The organism is Arthrobacter sp. TE12231, assembly GCF_054062895.1.
This window is the reverse complement of the sequence record NZ_JBSSFS010000001.1, coordinates 4,331,343-4,348,879: the sequence shown is the minus strand read 5'-3', so window position 1 is coordinate 4,348,879 and position 17,537 is coordinate 4,331,343. Positions and strand designations below refer to the sequence as shown.

The following is a 17,537-nucleotide window of genomic DNA, read 5'->3' as shown; positions in this document are numbered from 1 at the left end:
GCCCCGGGCCACGGACTACGCCCTTGTCACACAACGCAGTCACACAACGCGATCGCACCGCAGGACCGCCCAACTTCCCCGCATGACGCCGGCTAAGGCCTCCGGATGATGCGCCGCTGCGTGGCCACGGCGATTGCGGCGGTGCGGTTGTCCACGCCGAGCTTGCCGTAGATGTGGACCAGGTGGGTCTTGACCGTTGCCTCGGAGATGAAGAGATGCTTCGCGATCGCCCGGTTTCCCATGCCCGTGGCCAGCAGTTCCAGCAACTGGATCTCGCGGGCGGACAGGGCCGGCTCCGGGTTCCGGATCCGGCCCATCAGCCGGGCCGCGACCTCGGGGGCCAGCGCCGTTCCGCCCGCGGCGGCGGACAGTACCGCCTGGCGGATCTGCTCGGGCGGGGCGTCCTTGAGCATGTAGCCGCTGGCGCCGGCCTCGACGGCGGCGAGGATGTCGGCATCGGAGTCGTAGGTGGTAAGGATGAGCACCGGCGGCGCGGGCTGGCCGGTTTCTCCGGCCTTGATCCTGCCGGTGGCGGTGACCCCGTCCATGCCCGTGCCCATCTGCAGGTCCATGAGCACCACGTCCGCGGGCTCGCCCAAGGTGTGGAGCCTGGCCAGTCCGGCCAGGGCGGCGCCGCCGTCTGCTGCCTCGGCCACGACGGTGATGCCCTCCAGATCCCCGAGCATGGCCCGCAGCCCGGCACGGACCACGGGGTGGTCGTCCACGAGGAACACGCGGATGTTGTTCACTGCCATCGCTCCTTGACGTGCGCGGGCCCGGCGGCGGAACGGTTGGCTTCGCCCAGGGGCAGCCGGATGGCCACCACGGTTCCCTCTCCCGGGGCGGATTCGATGTCCAACCGGCCGTGCAGGGCCGCCACGCGCCCCCGCAGCGACGTCAATCCATAGCCGGACCCGTCCGGCCGGGCGGTCAGCGCCGCGGGATCGAACCCGGTGCCGTCGTCGTAGATGTCCATGGCCACGTCCGATCCCAGGAAGGACAGGGTGACGACGGCGGTACTCGCCTTCGCATGAACCCCGACATTGGCCAGGCTCGCTTGTGCGGCGCGGAGCAGGGCGGTCTGCAGCGCTGCGGGAAGGTCCACAGGCGCACCCTCGACGTCGAGGCGGCAGGACAGGCCCGCGCCGCGGGCGGCGGCTTCCGCTTCAGTCTTTTCACACAGCCGAAGGAGACTGGCCACGAGGGAACCGTCCTCAAGATCGGGGGATTGGAGGGCCCGGACGAAGTTGCGGGCCTCTGCAAGGTTGGCAGCGGCCGTGTCCTGGACTATACGGAGCCTTTCCCGGGCCACGGCGGGTTCGCCGTCGTCCAGCGCCTTCTCGGCCGCGCGCCCCATCAGCACGATGCTCGACAGGCCCTGGGCGAGGGTGTCATGGATTTCGCGGGCGAGCCGGCCGCGCTCGGCGAGGGTGCCGGCATCGTGCTGGGTCCGGGCAAGTTCGGCGCGCGTGCGGCGGAGCTCCTCCGCCGCCTGCCGCTGGTTATCCGCCTCCAGAAACAGCGCCCGGTAGGCCAGGCCCGTGACCACAGCGAAGGCTGCGCCGAACGCCGGCCCGAGCACCATGGGCAGCTGCAGCGCCATGCCGGCCGGCTCCGCACCGGCCTGCTCCGAAGGTGCGATACCGCCGTTGTGGAACCAGAGCGCCGCAATGACCAGAAGGGTGCTTAGGGCGATCGCCGGCAGCGCCAGCCGCCGCCGGAGCACGTGCAGCTGCAGGAAGAACAGCGGAAAAGCCAGCCAGACGAAGTCGGCGCTGGTCCAGATCAGCAGAAGCCACAGGACGCTGACACCGCCCAGCCACCAGCCGGAATAGGGCCTCGGATCGAACCGGGCACGCCCGGCGGCATGCCGCTTCTCCAGGATGGTACCCACGAGATAGAAAGCGGCGAGCAACAGGGCCAGCAGCAGGGTGATCCAGCCCGGGCCCGTAATTCCGCCGGCCACCGGCCGGACCAGCGCCACCAGGAGCAGCACAGCGAAACCGACGTGAAGGCTCACCCGCAGAACGCGCAGAATGACGGCCGCCCCGGTGGACTCGGTCTGACCGCTGTGACGTGTGCCGTCGTGGACCGTGTTGCCGGCGTCGCCCTCCATGCTTCCAGCCTAGTGCCGGGCGGGCGGCCCGCCTGCGGAAATCGGCGCGGCGACGGCGGAATCAACCATTTGGTTGATCGCAGAGCCGTCCTCACGGTGTGGCCGGTCCAGCCGGGCGGCCGATGTCCGGGAGCCGGGCGAAGGGAAGGCTGGAAGAAACGCCTCCTTCGTCACGAAAAAAGGACAACCATGTATCTCGCCATCCGCGATATCCGCTTCGCCAAGGGGCGGTTTGCCCTCATGGGGGCGGTCGTCGCCCTCATCACGCTCCTGCTCGTCATGCTCTCCGGGCTCACCGCCGGACTCGGCAACCAGTCGACGTCGGCCCTCGCCGCTCTCCCGGCCGACCAGCTGGTCTTCGGCGCCCCGGCCGGGAGCGCGCCCAAGGCCTCGTTCACCGAATCCGAAGTCACGCGCGCCCAACAGGCCGAGTGGGCGGCACGCGACGGCGTCGCCCGCGCCGACGCCGTGGGAATCAGCCAAAGCCGATTCCAGGCGCTGGGCGCAGGAGGCGTACCGGCACGCACAGCCAGTGTCGCGGTCTTCGGCACCGAGCCGGGCACCGGCCTGGCGCCCGGCGAACTGACGGAGGGAAGTGTCGCCGTCGGAGCCGTCCTGGCGCAGGAACTGGACCTCAGCGTCGGCAGCCGCGCCTCGGTGGGCGGCACCGAGCTCGTCGTGACGGCCGTCGTTCCGGAGCAATGGTATTCGCACACCGGCGTCGTCTGGACCACGTTGGCCGACTGGCAGAAGCTCGCCCACGTCCCCGACCGGGGCGCCGCAACGGTGCTCGCCGTGACGTTTGGCCCAGGAAACTCCGCCGCCGGCGCCGGCGTGGATCTTGACGCCGCCAACGCGGCGGCGGGAACCGTCAGCACCACCGTGGACGGATCCTTCCAGGCCCTCGGCTCCTACAAGAGCGAGAACGGCTCGCTCCTGCTCATGCAGGCGTTCCTGTACGGCATCTCTGCCCTCGTGATTGTCGCCTTCCTGACGGTCTGGACGGTCCAGCGCACCCGGGATATCGCCGTCCTGAAAGCGCTGGGCGGGTCCGCCCGCTACATCCTCCGGGATGCCATGGCCCAGGCGGCTCTGGTACTGCTGGCCGGCGCCGCGGCGGGAGGCCTGGCCGGGATGGCCGGCGGGGTCCTCGCATCCCGGGCCGCCCCGTTCCTCCTCACGCCGTGGACAACGCTGCTGCCGATCGCCGGAATCGTGCTCCTGGGCCTGGCCGGGGCTGCCCTCGCCGTCCGCAGCGTTGCGCGTGTGGATCCGCTCATCGCCCTCGGCGGCAGCTGACCTGCCCACGCCCCGGCCCGTTATATTCCCAGAAAGGCATATCTGATGCATTCCACCCTGAACAACCCTGTCCGGAACAATACCGCCCTGAACCTTGTCAACGTCACACTGGAGTATCCGGACGGAGACGGCACCCTCAAGGCCCTGGATGATGTGAGCCTCAAGGTTCACGCGGGGGAGTTTGTCTCCTTGATTGGCCCGTCGGGGTCCGGCAAGTCGTCCCTGCTGGCCGTCGCCGCCACCCTGGTCCGGCCCTCCGCCGGCCTGGTGGTGATCGACGGACAGGATGCGGGCGGGCTCTCCGACGCCGGACGGACGGCACTGCGCCGGGACAAGATCGGCATCATCTTCCAGCAGCCCAATCTCCTGCCCTCCCTCACCGCGGTGGAACAACTGGTGATCACCCAGCGTCTCCGCGGAGGGGCCGCCCGCGCGGGGGCCGACCGCGCCGCGGGACTCCTGGAACGCGTCGGTCTCGGACAGGCCCTCGCGAAGCGGCCCCACCAGCTATCCGGCGGGCAGCGCCAGCGCGTCAACATTGCCCGGGCGCTCATGGGAAGCCCTGCGGTGTTGCTCGTAGACGAGCCGACGGCGGCCCTGGACCACGACCGCAGCGAGGCGATTGTCAGGCTGCTGCGGGAGGTTACGGACGAGTTCGGCGTGGCGACCGTCATGGTCACCCACGACACCGACTTCGTGCCGTTCACGGATGCCGTGGCAAGCATGCGCGACGGACGGCTTTCGGCCCCGCGCCCGGCGGCGGAAAACACGGCGACGAGTGGGGACGACGCCGCGGCCGTGGAGGTGCCGCACTTGGGATAGCGCCTCGTGTGGGCCGGGTTAACCGGGTTGGGGCTAGGGGACCCGGTGGCCGAGGTCCGGGACGCCTAGCCCGAACATGTCCTTCAGCGCATGGCTCGCCGCGTGGAAGCCGGGCATCCCTGTGACCCCGGGGCCCGGCGGGGTGGAAGACGAGCACAGGTACAGGCCGGGCAGCGGTGTCCGCCAGGGAACGCGGCTGAGCACGGGCCGGCGCAACATGCCGCGAAGGTCCATGCGGCCGGCACTGAAGTCCCCGCCGACGTAGTTCTCGTCATACGCTGCCAGCCCGGCGGCGGTCGTCACCTTGAACTGAATAACCAAGTCGCGGAATCCGGGCGCGAAGCGCTCCAGCTGCGCCATCACAGCCTCGCTCATGTCCACCGTGGAGCCCGACGGAACGTGGCAATAGGTCCAGAGGATGTGCCGGCCAGCCGGAGCGCGGCCGGCATCGAAGCGTGAGGGCTGGGAGACCAGCACGTACGGCCGGTCAGGATGCCGGCCGGACGCAACCTGGTTCTCCGCGTCGGCAGTCTCCGCCCGGGTGCCCCCCACATGGACCGTCCCGGCATCGGCAAGGCCGCCAGCCGCCCACGGAACCGGCCCGGAGAGAATGAAGTCCACCTTGCAGGCCGCGTTCCCGAAGCGGAAGGCCTTCAGGGCACGCCGGTAGCCCGCCGGGAACATGTCCCCGGCCAGGCCCAGCAGCGCGGGGGGCGCCACATCCAGCAGGGTGGCCCGGGCCGGGGGCAGCTCGGCGAGCGAACTGATCCGCTGCCCGGTCTCGATAACTCCGCCGTGGGCTTCGATGTCGGCGGTCAGCGCCCGGGCAATCGCGGCCGATCCGCCGTGCGGAACGGGCCAGCCGCCGACGTGCCCCAGGGCACCCAGCATCAGGCCGGCGCCGGCGGCGGTCACCGAGGGCAGCGGTGCCACGGCGTGCGCGGCGGCGCCGCTGAGCAGGGCCGGGGCCAGGTCCTCCCGGAACCTCGCATTCCACAGCCGCGACCCCTGTTCGAGCGTCCGGAAGCCGAATGCGGCGGCTGCCGCGGGGTGCCGCGGAATCCGCAGCAGCTGGTTCAGGGTCAGATCGGCCACTCCCTCCACCCCGCGCACGAGCGGGGCCATGAGGCGGCGGTAGGCGGCGCCGTCTCGGCCGAGTTCAGTAGCCGTGCGCTCCAGGGAGCGGTATGCCAGCGCCGCGCGGCCGCCGTCGAGCGGGGACCCGTAGGAGACGTCCGGTACCGCGAGGGTCACCCGCCGGGACAGCTCGAACCGGCGGAAGAACGGCGAGGCCAGGACCATCGGATGCACGGCCGAACAGACGTCATGGAAGTGGCCCGGTTCCATGAGTTCGGCGGTGCGCAGTCCGCCGCCGGGGGTGGGCGCGGCCTCGAACACCCGGACCTTGAGCCCGGCCCGCGCCATGGTCACCGCCGCTGCCAGCCCGTTAGGGCCGGCACCGACGACGGCGACGTCAGTCACCTGCTGCAGCCTTCTGCCACGGCAGCAGGGACGCCGCGGGTCGGCGGAGATCCAGCCGCAGCCAGTCCGGGGCGCCGTTGAAGGGGCCGCCGTGGGGATCATCCACGCGAAGCCGCCGGATGACATCCGAGGACGGATCCCAGATGTCCCAAGCGACACGAACCATCAGGTAGCCGGTGGCAAGCATGTGGGCAACCACCGCCAGGACGTAGTACGGCATATCGATGTTGTGCTGTGTGGAGCCGCCGCTGGTGGCCTGCCCGAGGTACATCCAGATGGCGCCCCAGTGCAGTGCTTCGATGGCCTGCCAGATCAGGAAGTCCCGCCAGCGGGGCCGTGCGAGGGCGATCAGCGGGATCAGCCACAAAACGAACTGGGGCGAGTAGACCTTATTCGTAAGGATGAAGGCCGCCACGATCAGGAATGCAAGTTGCGCGATCCGCGGCCGCCGCGGTGCTGTCAGGGCGAGTACCGCGATCAGGACGCAGGCCACGAGGAACAGGTCCAATGCGAGGGAGTTGATGGCTTCGGCCTGAAGCTGGTTCCAGCCCAGGCGGCCGGCCACCAGGTTGAAGGCAAACCACGGTGAGCTGTAGCCGGCCGGACGCTCCTGCGTGAATTGGTAGAAGTATTTCCAGCCGTCCGGATTCGCGGCGGCCACGGGAACGTTGACCACCAGCCAGGCTGCGATCGCGGCACCGGCAGTAATCACGAGCGCCCGGATGCGCCCGGTCCGCAGTGCAAGCAGCAGGACGGCGCCGAGAATCAACACCGGGTAGAGCTTGGTGGCCGTGCCCAGGCCGATGAAGACTCCGGCGAGGATCAGCTTGTTGCGGGAAAAGAAATACATGCCAAGGGCCAGCAGGCACACTGCCCACATGTCCCAGTTGATGACGCCCGCCAGGACTATGCCGGGGGCCAGGGCAACCATCGCCGCGTCCCAAGACCGCCGCCGGTTCGTCCGTGCCGTGGCCAGGACCGTGATGATCCAGACGGCGGCGATCAGGGTGGCGTTGACGTCGAAGTACCCCAGTACCCTCGGGTTCCCCGTACCGGCGCCGGGCACCAGGAGCGCCGTGGCGCCTGCGATGAGTCCCATCAGCACGGGGTACTCAAAGAGAGCCCCCTGGGTGATGAACGGGAAAGCGCCGTCGCCAAGGCCCCGATTGCGGAACAGCTCCGGAAAATCCGAGTAGCACGTGGCGTAGAACTGTCCGGGGGTTTCCCAGCCGTTGGTGCGGCAGTAGTTCTTGAGGACAATGCCGGTCATGGCGGCGATGACGGTGAGGATCACGAGCACGCGGTCCACCGTGAAGAATCCGGGCGAAACGATCCCGGGCGCCGAGCGGTGCCCCAACGGGCCGCCTACCAGTTCCGTGAAGTTTCGGAGAAAAGGGTCGCTGCGGCTCGGGATGACCAATCGGACCCGTTTGCGGTGTTCCGGCGCCTTTGTCTCCTGCATGACCTTGAGCTTACCGGGGGCCGTTGCCGCTCGCCGCGCTCCGGCCCGGCCGGCACGTCGGTTCACTGCCAGAGCCGCGCCGGAGGCGCCCGCGGAGGGGCTTAAATGAGGGAGCCCGTGCGTCGCCGCACGGGCTCCCCGGGGTTCGGTTCCGATGTCAGCCATCAGCTCCTCCTTCGCTGCAGACAGTCCTGCCGGTCCGTGATTTCATCCCGGCGATTTCATCCCTGTACGGGACCGCGGCGGAAGCGTCCGGTCTTCATCGGGGGGTCAGCGGAAGAGGCCGGCCTGGTGAATGGCGAGGAAGACGTCGTCGCGCTTCTGGTCAAGGAGTTGCCCGTTGAAGCGTGTTGACTCCTTGCGGGTCGGCTTCCTGGTCAGAAACAGGGCCTTGTAGAGCTTGGTCATCATGGTGGTCACCTCCTCTCGAGGCTTGATCGGTGCGGCCGCGCGGCGGGTGCGGCGGACTGGGGCGGTGGTTGCTGTGGTCACGGAGACCCTTCGGTCGGGGAACCGCCGGCCGGCCGGGGCGCAACGGAAATGGCCGGGCCAAACGGACGGGCGGCAGTTATTGGGCACAACAAATAAAGCCATATGTGCATTGAATTCGAATAGCACCGTCCGGACACAACAATTAAGCGTGAAATTCCGGAGCTTTAATTTGAGTCGGAATTCCCCGGGTGCGGAGAGATATTCGATGGAGAATGGCCCTGGACGCGGTGGTGCCGCAACCCCAACAAGAAGCTGGGTTCCGAACTATGGGGGCGCTGCGCAACCGCGTGGTTCCGCCTGTTCAGGCTGAGGTCAAAAGGCTTCCCCTCAGGGAAGCCCGCTGCCGCCGTCCCCAGGCTGCGTTACCGGGGAGGGATGGGCGGTTAGGAGACGGTCAGTCCAAAATTTGGGCGCGGTACAGCGAACGAGGCCGGGGTGGCGGTGGTGGAGTACATCCATCCGCTAGTCAAAGTAATCATCATTTCCCAACCTCCTTTTCTGTCCTGCCGTGGCTCCGGCTGACTGGCCGGGCGACGTGCGCCGTGACCCTGGCAAATCGCTCTGGGGTCATGAATAAAAATACACTACGAATACGGCAGTTGCCTACCGAATTCATAAAGTTTTTTGAAGTTTATTTTGTTAAGTGAATTTAGAGGCCCCAGCGCACGATTGCCGGCGTCTTCTTATCCCATCCCAGCGTGCACACTTTGGCGGTCCCCAACACGAAATGCCGTCCCTCGTGGGGGTCCAGTCCGAGCCAGCGGGCGGTCAGGATGCGGGAGAAGTGTCCGTGCGCGACGATCAGCACGTTATCCAGGCCCGATTCCAGCACGCGGGCCACGATCTTGTCGGCGCGGGCGGCGACGTCGTCAAGCGCCTCTCCGTTGGGGACGCCGTGCGTCCAGATCAGGTAGTCGGGGTTGTCCTTGCGGATGAGGTCCGAGCTGATGCCCTCGTAGTCGCCGTAGTCCCATTCGACCGCCAGCGGCTCCAGCTGGGCGTCGGGGTAGCCGGCGAGTTCGGCGGTCCGGCGCGCCCGGCGCAGCGGCGAGGTAAGCACGAGGTCAAAGTCGACAGTCTCGAGCACCCTGCGCGCCTCCACGGCCTGCTGCTCGCCTTCCACCGTGAGGGGCATGTCGGTGAGCCCGGTGTACTGACCGCTTTTGGACCACTCGGTTTCCCCGTGCCGCAGGATCCACAGTTGGGGGCGGGGGCCGTTGGAAGGTGCAATCACTTAGGACTCCTCGGTGGTGGAAGGTTCGGCGCCGGCGGGCGCCGCCTCGGGCTGGGCCGCCCACCATTCCCGCAAGCGGGATTCGGCGACGGCGGGATTGAGCGGACCGTGCTCCATGCGTTCTTCCAGCAGGAATTTGTAGGCGCGTCCCACGACCGGGCCGGGCCTGAGCCCGAGCAGGGCCATGATCTGGCCGCCGTCCAGGTCCGGGCGGACGGCGTCGAGGGATTCCTGTTCCCGCAGCGCCGCAATCCGGTCCTCGAGGTCGTCGTAGGCGAAGGACAGCCGGTCCGCCTTGCGCTGGTTCCGGGTGGTGACGTCGGAGCGGGTGAGCCGGTGCAGGCGTTCCAGCAGGGGCCCGGCGTCGGTGACATAGCGGCGGACGGCGGAATCGCTCCAGCCGGCCTCGCCGTAGCCGTAGAAGCGCATGTGCAGCTCGACGAGCCTGGCGACGGCCTTGATGGTGTCGTTGTCGAAGCGGAGCGCCTTCATGCGCTTGGCGGTCAGCTTGGCGCCCACCATGTCGTGGTGGCGGAAGCTCACGGCGCCGCCCGGTTCAAAACGGCGCGTGGCCGGTTTTCCGACGTCGTGCATGAGAGCGGCGAACCGCAGCACAAAATCCGGGCCGGGAACCGGGCCGTCTGTCCCCGTCTCCAAGGCTGCGGCCTGTTCCAGCACCTGGAGCGAGTGCTGGTAGACGTCCTTGTGGCGGTGGTGTTCGTCCGATTCAAGGCGCAGGGCCGAGACTTCGGGCAGCACGAGGTCGGCGAGTCCGGTGTCCACCAGCAGGTCCACGCCGGCCCGCGGGTGTGCCGCGCAAATGAGCTTGGTCAGTTCATCACGCACACGCTCGGCCGAGATGATGCTGATCCGCTCCGCCATCCGGGCCATCGCCTCGCGGACGTCCGGGTGCACCGAGACTCCGAGCTGGGCCGCGAACCTGGCGGCGCGCATCATGCGCAAGGGGTCGTCGGAGAAGGACGTTTCCGGCGGTCCCGGTGTGTTGAGGACGGAGGCGTGCAGGTCGCGGACGCCGCCGAACGGATCCACGAGCTCCAGCATGGGCAGCCGCAGCGCCATGGCGTTGATCGTGAAGTCCCGCCGCAGCAGGTCATCCGTGAGCGACGTTCCGAAGGCCACCACGGGCTTCCGGGATTCAGGATCGTAGGCGTCGGCCCGGTAGGTGGTGATTTCAATCTGGAAATCGCCCTTGCGCATTCCGATGGTGCCGAAGGCGCGCCCGATCTCCCAGTAGTTGTCTGCCCATTTCTTGATCAGGGCGACGGTCTGGTCCGGCGTGGCGTCGGTAGTGAAGTCCAGGTCGGGGGAGATCCGGCCGAGAAACAGGTCACGGACGGGCCCTCCCACGAGCGACAGCTCGTGGCCGGCGTCGACGAAGCGCTGCCCAAGCTCCAGAACCACCGGACCCACCTGGAAGGCAACGGTGTGGGAGTCAGTCTTGTGATGTGCGTGCGCCATAGTTACTTAAGCTTGTCAGAAATCCGCGCCAGCACCACACCGGAGCCTTCCGGGATCCGCCTGGTTCGTCACGATTGCGGACGAACCACCGCAAGCCCAGTTTTCCAGCAGTCCATTTTCCGGCCATGTTTAGGTCATCAACAGCGGGCAAGAGTCGTTAGAGTGGACATCATGGCCCATCCCGTACCGAGCGCTCCCGGCAGGAGGACAAACGCACCGTTGCCGTCGGCAATAGGTGCCAATGTCGCGCCCGTCCAGCACTCGGGCCAGGCTTCCCTTCCCACCGTGGAGGAAATCTCCGCCGGCGGCGTCGTTGTGGACATGTCCGACGCCGAACTCCGGGTCGCGATTATCGCCCGCCTCAACCGCGGCGGCCGGCTCGAGTGGTGCCTGCCGAAAGGGCACCCGGAAGGCAAGGAAAGCAACGAGGAAGCTGCCGTCCGCGAGATCGCCGAGGAAACCGGGATCGAAGGGAAAATTCTGGCGCCGCTGGGTAGCATCGACTACTGGTTCACCGTGAGCGGGCACCGTGTCCACAAGACTGTGCACCACTACCTCCTGCGCGCCACGGGCGGGGAACTGACCATAGAAAACGATCCGGACAAGGAAGCGGTGGACGTCGCCTGGGTTCCCATCCAGGAACTGGCGCGCAAGCTGTCCTTCCCTAATGAGCGCCGCATCGCGGATCTGGCCAAGGAAGTCCTCCCGGCGGACCGCTGAGGTCCCGGAGCGGCCGGTCACGGCCCCGGATAGCGACTAATGCCCCGCGCGGGTGAGACGATGAAGACGATGTCATCAGCCAAACCCGCCCCCGTTCCCTCCGGCCCCGCCGATTCCAAAGCTGTCCAGTCCGGAGAAGCCCGTTCCAGCGCCATCATGGCCGCGGGAACGCTCGTTTCGCGTTTTCTGGGCTTCGCCAAGACGTGGATGCTGGCGGCCGCCCTGGGTCTGGGTTCCACCGTCAATGACACCTTCATCAACGCCAACAATCTCCCCAACCTGATCTTCCTGCTGGTGGCGGGCGGGGTCTTCAACGCTGTTCTGGTGCCGCAGATCATCAAGGCCAGCAAGGCGCCGGACAAGGGAGCGGACTATATCAGCCGGCTGCTGACCCTGGCGGTGCTGGTGCTGCTGGTCCTCACGCTGGCGATCACGCTGCTGGCGCCGTCGGTCATTCAACTGACCACCCAGGGCTACTCGCCGCAGCAGAAGGCCCTCGCGGTGTCATTCGCGTTCTGGTGCCTCCCGCAGATCTTCTTTTACGGCCTGTACGCCCTGCTCACCCAGGTCCTCAACGCGCACGGCGCCTTCGGGCCCGCGATGTGGGCGCCGATCGTTAACAACATCGTGGCGATCGCCGGGCTGGGCATGTTCATCGCCATCATGGGGGCGAACGCCGTCAACCCCCACACGGTCGACAACTGGGGGTCCTCCCAGACCTTGCTGGTAGCCGGGTTCTCCACTATCGGCGTCGTCGCGCAGACCGCCATCCTGCTCATTCCCGTGTTCCGGCTGCGCCTGGGCCTGCGGCCGCGCTTTGGCTGGCGCGGGGTCGGGCTGGGCCATGCCGCGAAGCTGAGCGTCTGGACCCTGGCGACGGCCGCCGTCGGGCAGTTGGCGTTCCTTTACGTCATGCGCATCGCAACGATTCCGGGCGGGGAACGGCTCCGCCTGGCACAGGCCGGGGACCCCGCGGCGGAAAGCATCCCGGGCAACGCCGTGCTGGAGGTGGCCAGCCAGCTGTATCTGCTGCCGCACTCCATCATTGCGCTGTCCCTTGCCACGGTGTTGTTCAACCGGATGACCCGGGCGTCGCAGGACGGCGACCGGGCTGCGCTGCGCAGCGCGCTCTCCCACGGGCTGCGGACCATGGCCGTGGCAACCGTCTTCGGCGCGCTGGCGCTCTTCGCGTTGGCCGGGCCGCTGGGCATGTTCTTCTCCGGCGGGGTGCGTCAGGACGGCGTCATGCTGGCCCAAACGCTCACCATACTGGCTCTCAGCACCCCCTTCATGAGCGCCAACTTCATGATGTCGCGGGTCTTCTACGCCAACGAGGACGCCCGGACACCCTTCTTCATCCAGCTGGTCCTGGCGCTGGTCAACGTGGTGGCCGCGTTCGTGATCCAGTTCCTGCCGTTTGATCAGATCATCTTCGCCATCGCCATCCTCTATACCGGCGGCAATATCCTCTCGGTGATCGTCAGCGCGATCTTCCTGCGCCGGCTCCTGGGCCATCTGGACGGCCCCCGCATCGCCAGCTCCTACATCCGCATGGGCTACGCGGCCCTGGGGTCCGCCCTGGCCGGAGCCGTGGCCCTGTGGCTGCTGGGCAGTTACAACCCGGACGGCTTCGCCTGGAGCGACCGGATCGCCGCTCTGGTGACGATCGTCGTCGTCGGCCCCGTCATGCTGGCCGTATACTTCCTGTTGCTGAAAATGTTCCGTGTGACCGAGCTCCAGGACCTCCTGCAGCCGCTCCTTGGACGGCTCCGGCGCCGGGCAGCCCCGGCAGAGCAGGGCACCGAGCCCCGCGCCCAAGGGGCGGCGGAGGTGCGGAGGGTGCCGGAGCGGGCCACCGTCTCGGTGGACACCGGCCTGATTCCGCGAATTTCCGGCGAGTTCGATGCCGCGTCCTTCCGGGCCGGTCCCGACATCCCGGATGAAGATACGTTCCCCTACAGCCGCCAAGCCGGTCCGGAAGGCGGCTACCTGCCGGCCGAAGACCTGCCCAGCACCGCGCAAGGCGGTTTGGGCCGGGGCGACGTTCCCCTGCCGGGGCGCCGGACCTATCAGGGACCGGCCGGTCACAACCCCTATTTCCCGTTCAACCGGAAAAAGAAAAAATGAGCCCGGCTCCGTTTCAAACCGCCGTGCTCACGCGGCCCGGACAGAGCATCGGCTAGGATCGAAGACTAACAAGGGGAGTTGCGGACCAGCGGTCAACCGGCTTGCCGGAGGGCACAGGGTCGCTCACAGAGTGACCACGTCGGCAGGTCCCGGACAGTCTAGGAGGAGCCCGTGTCCCACCCGATCGATGTCGGATCAGTACTCGGTGGCCGCTACAAGGTCACTGCCACTGTACTGACCTCACATGACCAGGATCTGGTGCTGGACGGTGTGGACCAGGTGCTCAACCGTCCCGTGAGCATCCTCGTCGCCGGGCCGGGCAACGCCGAGCAGGTGGCCCAGAGCGCCCGCGAAGTGGCCACGGGCGAACGGCCGGGCAGCGTTCAGATCCTTGACCTCGGCGTCAGCGATGCCACCACGTATCTGATCACCAACCACACCTCCGCGGCGGATCTGCTGGACCTTGTGGTGTCCTCCAACCCGCCGTACATCGAGCCCTTCTTCACCGATACCCTGGGCAGCGAGATCTTCGGGCAGGCACGCTCCCACGAACCCGAAACGTATGACGGACTCTACGACGACGAGGAAGTCGACGCCGGGTACATCAATTACGGGCACACCCAGCCGGTCGCAGGACACCAGCCGGCGCCCCCGGCCGCCCCGGCCGCCGGAATGCCGTCCCGCCCCGCGTCCGCACCCTCGTCCGGCGCTGCAGCAGCGGCAGCCGCCGGAGCCGCGGCCGCGGCCGCCAGGGCTCCCAAGGCCCCAAAGACTGCGCCGCAGGAGACTGCTGCACACCACGCCAAAGAAACAACGGCGCCCCAGCCCGTCCAGGAGAGCGCAGCTCCCCGCCCTGCCGAGCCGGCAGCGCCGCAGCCCCCAACTGCCGCGGCTCCCAAGGTCTCCTTGTGGTCCGACGACGACTACGCCGGTACCGATCAGCAGGGCAACGGAATTCAGCAAGGCGTCGAAGACCACCAAGACAGCGGTGACCACCGCGGCGCCGCCGCAGCCGCCTCCGCCGGACTGGCCGGAACCGGATTCAACAGCGCGGACCGCGCTCCTGGCAACTTCCCCGCCTCCGCCCGGTCCGCCGTGGACGAGGACGAGTACGTGGAGTACGACGACGAGCCCCGCCGGGAGCCTCGCTCCATGCGGTGGCTGGTTGGCGGCCTACTGGCTGTCGTCCTGGTGGTGGTCCTCATCTTTGCGGTCACCAATCTCGGCAGCCTTTTCAAGAGCAGCCCCCAGTCGAACGCCGGGTCCTCCTCCTCGTCGTCGACCAGCGCGCCGGAACAGTCAACGGGACAACCTTCGTCGACCGCCAGCGAGGCGCCCGCGGCCGGGCCGCCCGTCATTCAGGACGTGACGCGACTGGGCAACTTCGACTTCGCCGGCAACTACGACTCCGACCTCGTGAAAACCTTCGACGGGAACGGCGCGAGTTACTGGTCCGACATGGAATTCGCCACGGAGGACTGGGGTGGCCTTGCCTCCGAAGTTCCGCTCGTCGTCAAGCTGAAGGGCCCTTCCAAGGTCTCTTCCGTCACTCTGAGCCAGCTTGGTGCGTCCGGCGGCAACATCAGCGTCTACACCAACGACCGTCCTTCCCTGGATGGCGCGAAGCAGGTCGGCAGCAACAGCTTCACCTCGCCGGACCTGACGATGCCGCTGCCGGAACCGGTCACGGCGCAATACGTGATCGTGTCCATCAAGACGCTTCCCAAGCTCGCCGCTCCCAAGACCCGTTATGGCTACGGTCTCCGCCTGGCCGAGATCAAGGTGCAGTAACGGACACCGTGCACTAGCGGGTGCAGTGCGCTAGCGGACGCAGTGCACTAGGGGACACCGTTCGCTAGGGCACACCGTGCAGTAGCGGGCCTGTCATCCGGGCGCCTTCTCCGGCCTCGACCTCGCCAAACCGGTACCCTGAGTAGTGGCGTCGCTCCGTGACGCCCATGTCGGCCGGAATATTCAATGCCCGGCAATAGTTGTGCCATGTGGCCGGCCATCGAGGCGGGCGCATCGACAAAGGAAGAGGTTCACCGTTCAGTGAGCAACGCAGAAAACACTGCCTCCGAAGTACGTGATGTCATCATCGTCGGCTCCGGCCCGGCGGGCTACACCGCAGCGGTGTACACGGCGCGCGCGAACCTGAAGCCGCTGCTCCTGGCAGGCTCGGTCACCGCCGGCGGCGAACTGATGAACACCACGGACGTGGAGAACTACCCTGGATTCCCCGAAGGCATCATGGGTCCGGACCTCATGGAGAACTTCGAGAAGCAGGCTGCGCGCTTCGGCACGGAGATCCAGTTCGAGGACGTCACCGAGCTGGACCTCGATGGCGAGATCAAGACGGTGACCATCGGCACGGGGGAGACCTTCAAGGCCCGTTCCATCATCCTTTCCACCGGCTCCGCCTACCGCGAGCTCGGACTGCCGAACGAGAAGCGGCTGTCCGGCCACGGCGTTAGTTGGTGTGCAACCTGCGACGGTTTCTTCTTCAAGGATCAGGACATCGCGGTCATCGGCGGCGGCGACTCTGCCATGGAAGAGGCGCTGTTCCTCACCAAGTTCGCCAAGTCCGTCACTGTGGTGCACCGTCGCGACGCCCTCCGCGCTTCAAAGATCATGGCCGACCGTGCTCTGGCCCACGAGAAGATCAACTTCGTGTGGAATACCGCCGTCGAAGACGTCCTTGGACATGACAAAGTCACCGGATTGCGGTTGAAGAACCTGGTAGACGGCACGGAAACTGAACTGGCCGTGACAGGCGTGTTCGTGGCAATCGGCAATGACCCCCGAACGGACCTCGTCAAGGGCAAGCTCGAGTTGACCGCAGAGGGAACTATCGCCGTCGACGGCCGCACCTCGAAGACCAGCATCCAGGGTGTTTTCGCTGCCGGCGACGTCATTGACCCGACCTACCGCCAGGCCATCACCGCCTCGGGTTCCGGCTGTGTGGCGGCTCTCGACGTCGAGCACTACCTGGCAGATTTTCACGCCTAAGACGGCGCGCAGCAACCAACCGAAGAGAGAGACAAAGGTCATGAGCAACGCAAAAGACGTAACAGACGCCAGCTTCAGCACCGACGTACTGGCCTCCGACAAGCCGGTCATTGTGGACTTCTGGGCCGAATGGTGCGGCCCCTGCCGCAAGCTCGGCCCGATTCTCGACGAGATCTCTGTGGAGTACAGCGAAAAGGTTGATGTAGTCAAGGTAAACGTTGACGACAACCCGGCCATCGCCGCCGAGTACGGCATCACGTCAATCCCGGCTGTCTACCTGTTCCAGGGCGGCGAGGTCAAGAGCACCGTCATCGGCGCCCGACCCAAGCAGTTCTTCGAGAAGGAATTCGCGGACGTCCTGTCCTAATTCCGGCTCGGCTTCACCGGTAGTTTCGCAACTAGCTTCTTGAGGGACTTGCTGAGGCCCGAGCAGCTCGGGGCGTAGTGTCCGGTTGGCTCGTGGTGACCCCCGCTTCTGGCGGGGGTCACTTTTTTGCCCGGGTGCCGGTCACGGCTCTGGTCGCTTGCCATGGCTGCCGCTGGCCGAGGGGAGTGGGCTCGGAGGGACGAGTGGGTGCGCCCGGCCGATTGGGATGTTCTCGATTGAGAGAGGCGTCCTCGTTGAGGTGTCATCAGTCTTACTGAGTTGCCCAATCATTTGGTTTTTCAGGAAGCGGGCCCTCCTCACCAGCGTTCGGCAAACCGTGATCGAGCGGGGTCCGGTGGCGGAATTTCAGCCCATCACCGGCCACGCGAATTCTTGGAAACCGACATTTCGGGGAATGTCGACGGGCCTCCTGGGAATGCACCTGCGTTTCACGTGAAACATTGGCTGCTCGCGTGCCGGCGCGTGGCCATCGCATACTCCCTAGTGGCTCCGTCCGGAGCGTCCTATACATTCACCAATCGCAACAGGCGATTCTGCCAAAATTCCAGCCACTCGGGACCCGAAACGGAAGCTCGCCAGAAGCGCGGATGTTTCACGTGAAACGTCGAGTGCCCGCAAGAGGCTCGGAGATGATCATCGTGGCTGGATTATGCACACGGCCCGCATTCCACGAACGGCAATGTAGTGAATGTGGATGATGCCTTTGAACCTCGCCGAGGTTGGGCGATGTTCTCTGCTGAAATCAGATTCCCTCTGACAGCACCGGTTGAGCGTTATTTGCTCGTAGATGCGCCGCGGGGAAGGCGTACGGAACGGCAGTGCGCCCGCTTCGGCAGTAGGCCCACAACGTAGCCCTGACGGAGGCACAGCCCGCTCGTCAGGTGCTGCCCGCCCAAACCGTGGTGCT

The 17,537-nt window shown here is 66.8% G+C and carries 14 protein-coding genes; 7 read left to right on the top strand and 7 right to left on the bottom strand.

What is annotated here, in order from left to right:
* Positions 1–92: 92 nt before the first annotated feature.
* Both ACVWYS_RS19490 and ACVWYS_RS19485 read right to left on the bottom strand, forming a co-directional pair.
* On the bottom strand, positions 93–755 hold the full coding sequence (locus ACVWYS_RS19490) for a response regulator (RefSeq protein ID WP_456507903.1): 663 nt from the start codon (positions 753–755) through the stop codon (positions 93–95).
* The gene (locus ACVWYS_RS19485) at positions 746–2,116 is read right to left on the bottom strand and encodes a sensor histidine kinase (RefSeq protein ID WP_456507902.1); all 1,371 of its coding nucleotides are present in this window, start codon (positions 2,114–2,116) and stop codon (positions 746–748) included. The genes ACVWYS_RS19490 and ACVWYS_RS19485 overlap by 10 nt, the downstream gene beginning before the upstream one ends.
* 189 nt (positions 2,117–2,305) lie before the next feature.
* On the opposite strand from ACVWYS_RS19485, the gene ACVWYS_RS19480 reads away from it, so the two are divergent.
* Together ACVWYS_RS19480 and ACVWYS_RS19475 are read left to right on the top strand one after the other, a co-directional pair.
* On the top strand, positions 2,306–3,415 hold the full coding sequence (locus ACVWYS_RS19480) for an FtsX-like permease family protein (RefSeq protein WP_456507901.1): 1,110 nt from the start codon (positions 2,306–2,308) through the stop codon (positions 3,413–3,415).
* A gap of 45 nt (positions 3,416–3,460) precedes the next feature.
* Complete coding sequence (locus tag ACVWYS_RS19475) at positions 3,461–4,237, top strand: ABC transporter ATP-binding protein (protein WP_456507900.1); 777 nt, start codon at positions 3,461–3,463, stop codon at positions 4,235–4,237.
* A 33-nt stretch (positions 4,238–4,270) separates the two neighbouring features.
* Here ACVWYS_RS19475 and ACVWYS_RS19470 read toward each other — a convergent pair whose 3' ends face one another.
* The 5 genes from ACVWYS_RS19470 to ACVWYS_RS19450 form a co-directional block, all read right to left on the bottom strand.
* A complete protein-coding gene (locus ACVWYS_RS19470; RefSeq protein ID WP_344364944.1) occupies positions 4,271–5,719 on the bottom strand; it encodes a phytoene desaturase family protein in 1,449 nt (482 codons plus the stop codon).
* Positions 5,712–7,181, bottom strand: coding sequence for a glycosyltransferase family 87 protein (locus ACVWYS_RS19465; protein ID WP_456507899.1), 1,470 nt, complete (start codon positions 7,179–7,181; stop codon positions 5,712–5,714). The genes ACVWYS_RS19470 and ACVWYS_RS19465 overlap by 8 nt, the downstream gene beginning before the upstream one ends.
* Before the next feature lie 270 nt (positions 7,182–7,451).
* Positions 7,452–7,673, bottom strand: a complete 222-nt coding sequence (locus tag ACVWYS_RS19460) for a hypothetical protein (protein ID WP_344364948.1) — start codon at positions 7,671–7,673, stop codon at positions 7,452–7,454.
* A gap of 649 nt (positions 7,674–8,322) precedes the next feature.
* Positions 8,323–8,907: a histidine phosphatase family protein gene (locus ACVWYS_RS19455; protein WP_175460367.1), complete on the bottom strand. Its 585-nt coding sequence runs from the start codon at positions 8,905–8,907 to the stop codon at positions 8,323–8,325.
* Positions 8,908–10,386 carry a CCA tRNA nucleotidyltransferase gene (locus ACVWYS_RS19450; RefSeq protein ID WP_456507898.1) on the bottom strand — a complete coding sequence of 493 codons (1,479 nt, stop codon included), beginning with the start codon at positions 10,384–10,386 and terminating at the stop codon, positions 8,908–8,910. It abuts the gene before it with no gap.
* A 171-nt stretch (positions 10,387–10,557) separates the two neighbouring features.
* On the opposite strand from ACVWYS_RS19450, the gene ACVWYS_RS19445 reads away from it, so the two are divergent.
* From ACVWYS_RS19445 to trxA, 5 genes are all read left to right on the top strand, one after another.
* Positions 10,558–11,106, top strand: coding sequence for an NUDIX hydrolase (locus tag ACVWYS_RS19445; protein ID WP_456507897.1), 549 nt, complete (start codon positions 10,558–10,560; stop codon positions 11,104–11,106).
* 60 nt (positions 11,107–11,166) lie between these two features.
* Positions 11,167–13,233 (top strand): murein biosynthesis integral membrane protein MurJ, encoded by a 2,067-nt coding sequence (gene murJ, locus ACVWYS_RS19440; RefSeq protein ID WP_116766467.1) that lies wholly within the window; start codon positions 11,167–11,169, stop codon positions 13,231–13,233.
* A 171-nt stretch (positions 13,234–13,404) separates the two neighbouring features.
* Complete coding sequence (locus tag ACVWYS_RS19435; RefSeq protein WP_456507896.1) at positions 13,405–15,024, top strand: ABC transporter substrate-binding protein; 1,620 nt, start codon at positions 13,405–13,407, stop codon at positions 15,022–15,024.
* 261 nt (positions 15,025–15,285) lie between these two features.
* Positions 15,286–16,242 (top strand): thioredoxin-disulfide reductase, encoded by a 957-nt coding sequence (trxB, locus tag ACVWYS_RS19430; protein WP_456507895.1) that lies wholly within the window; start codon positions 15,286–15,288, stop codon positions 16,240–16,242.
* 40 nt (positions 16,243–16,282) lie between these two features.
* Entirely contained in the window at positions 16,283–16,609 is a 327-nt protein-coding gene (gene trxA / locus ACVWYS_RS19425) for a thioredoxin (protein ID WP_091248528.1), read from the top strand.
* The last annotated feature ends 928 nt before the right edge of the window (positions 16,610–17,537 follow it).

Excerpts from the sequence above, each read along its gene's own strand:
- ACVWYS_RS19490 (WP_456507903.1), bottom strand. The coding sequence starts at position 755 with ATGGCAGTGAACAACATCCGCGTGTTCCTCGTGGACGACCACCCCGTG.
- ACVWYS_RS19485 (WP_456507902.1), bottom strand. The coding sequence starts at position 2,116 with ATGGAGGGCGACGCCGGCAACACGGTCCACGACGGCACACGTCACAGC.
- ACVWYS_RS19480 (WP_456507901.1), top strand. The coding sequence starts at position 2,306 with ATGTATCTCGCCATCCGCGATATCCGCTTCGCCAAGGGGCGGTTTGCC.
- ACVWYS_RS19475 (WP_456507900.1), top strand. The coding sequence starts at position 3,461 with ATGCATTCCACCCTGAACAACCCTGTCCGGAACAATACCGCCCTGAAC.
- ACVWYS_RS19465 (WP_456507899.1), bottom strand. The coding sequence starts at position 7,181 with ATGCAGGAGACAAAGGCGCCGGAACACCGCAAACGGGTCCGATTGGTC.
- ACVWYS_RS19450 (WP_456507898.1), bottom strand. The coding sequence starts at position 10,386 with ATGGCGCACGCACATCACAAGACTGACTCCCACACCGTTGCCTTCCAG.
- ACVWYS_RS19445 (WP_456507897.1), top strand. The coding sequence starts at position 10,558 with ATGGCCCATCCCGTACCGAGCGCTCCCGGCAGGAGGACAAACGCACCG.
- murJ (WP_116766467.1), top strand. The coding sequence starts at position 11,167 with ATGAAGACGATGTCATCAGCCAAACCCGCCCCCGTTCCCTCCGGCCCC.
- trxA (WP_091248528.1), top strand. The coding sequence starts at position 16,283 with ATGAGCAACGCAAAAGACGTAACAGACGCCAGCTTCAGCACCGACGTA.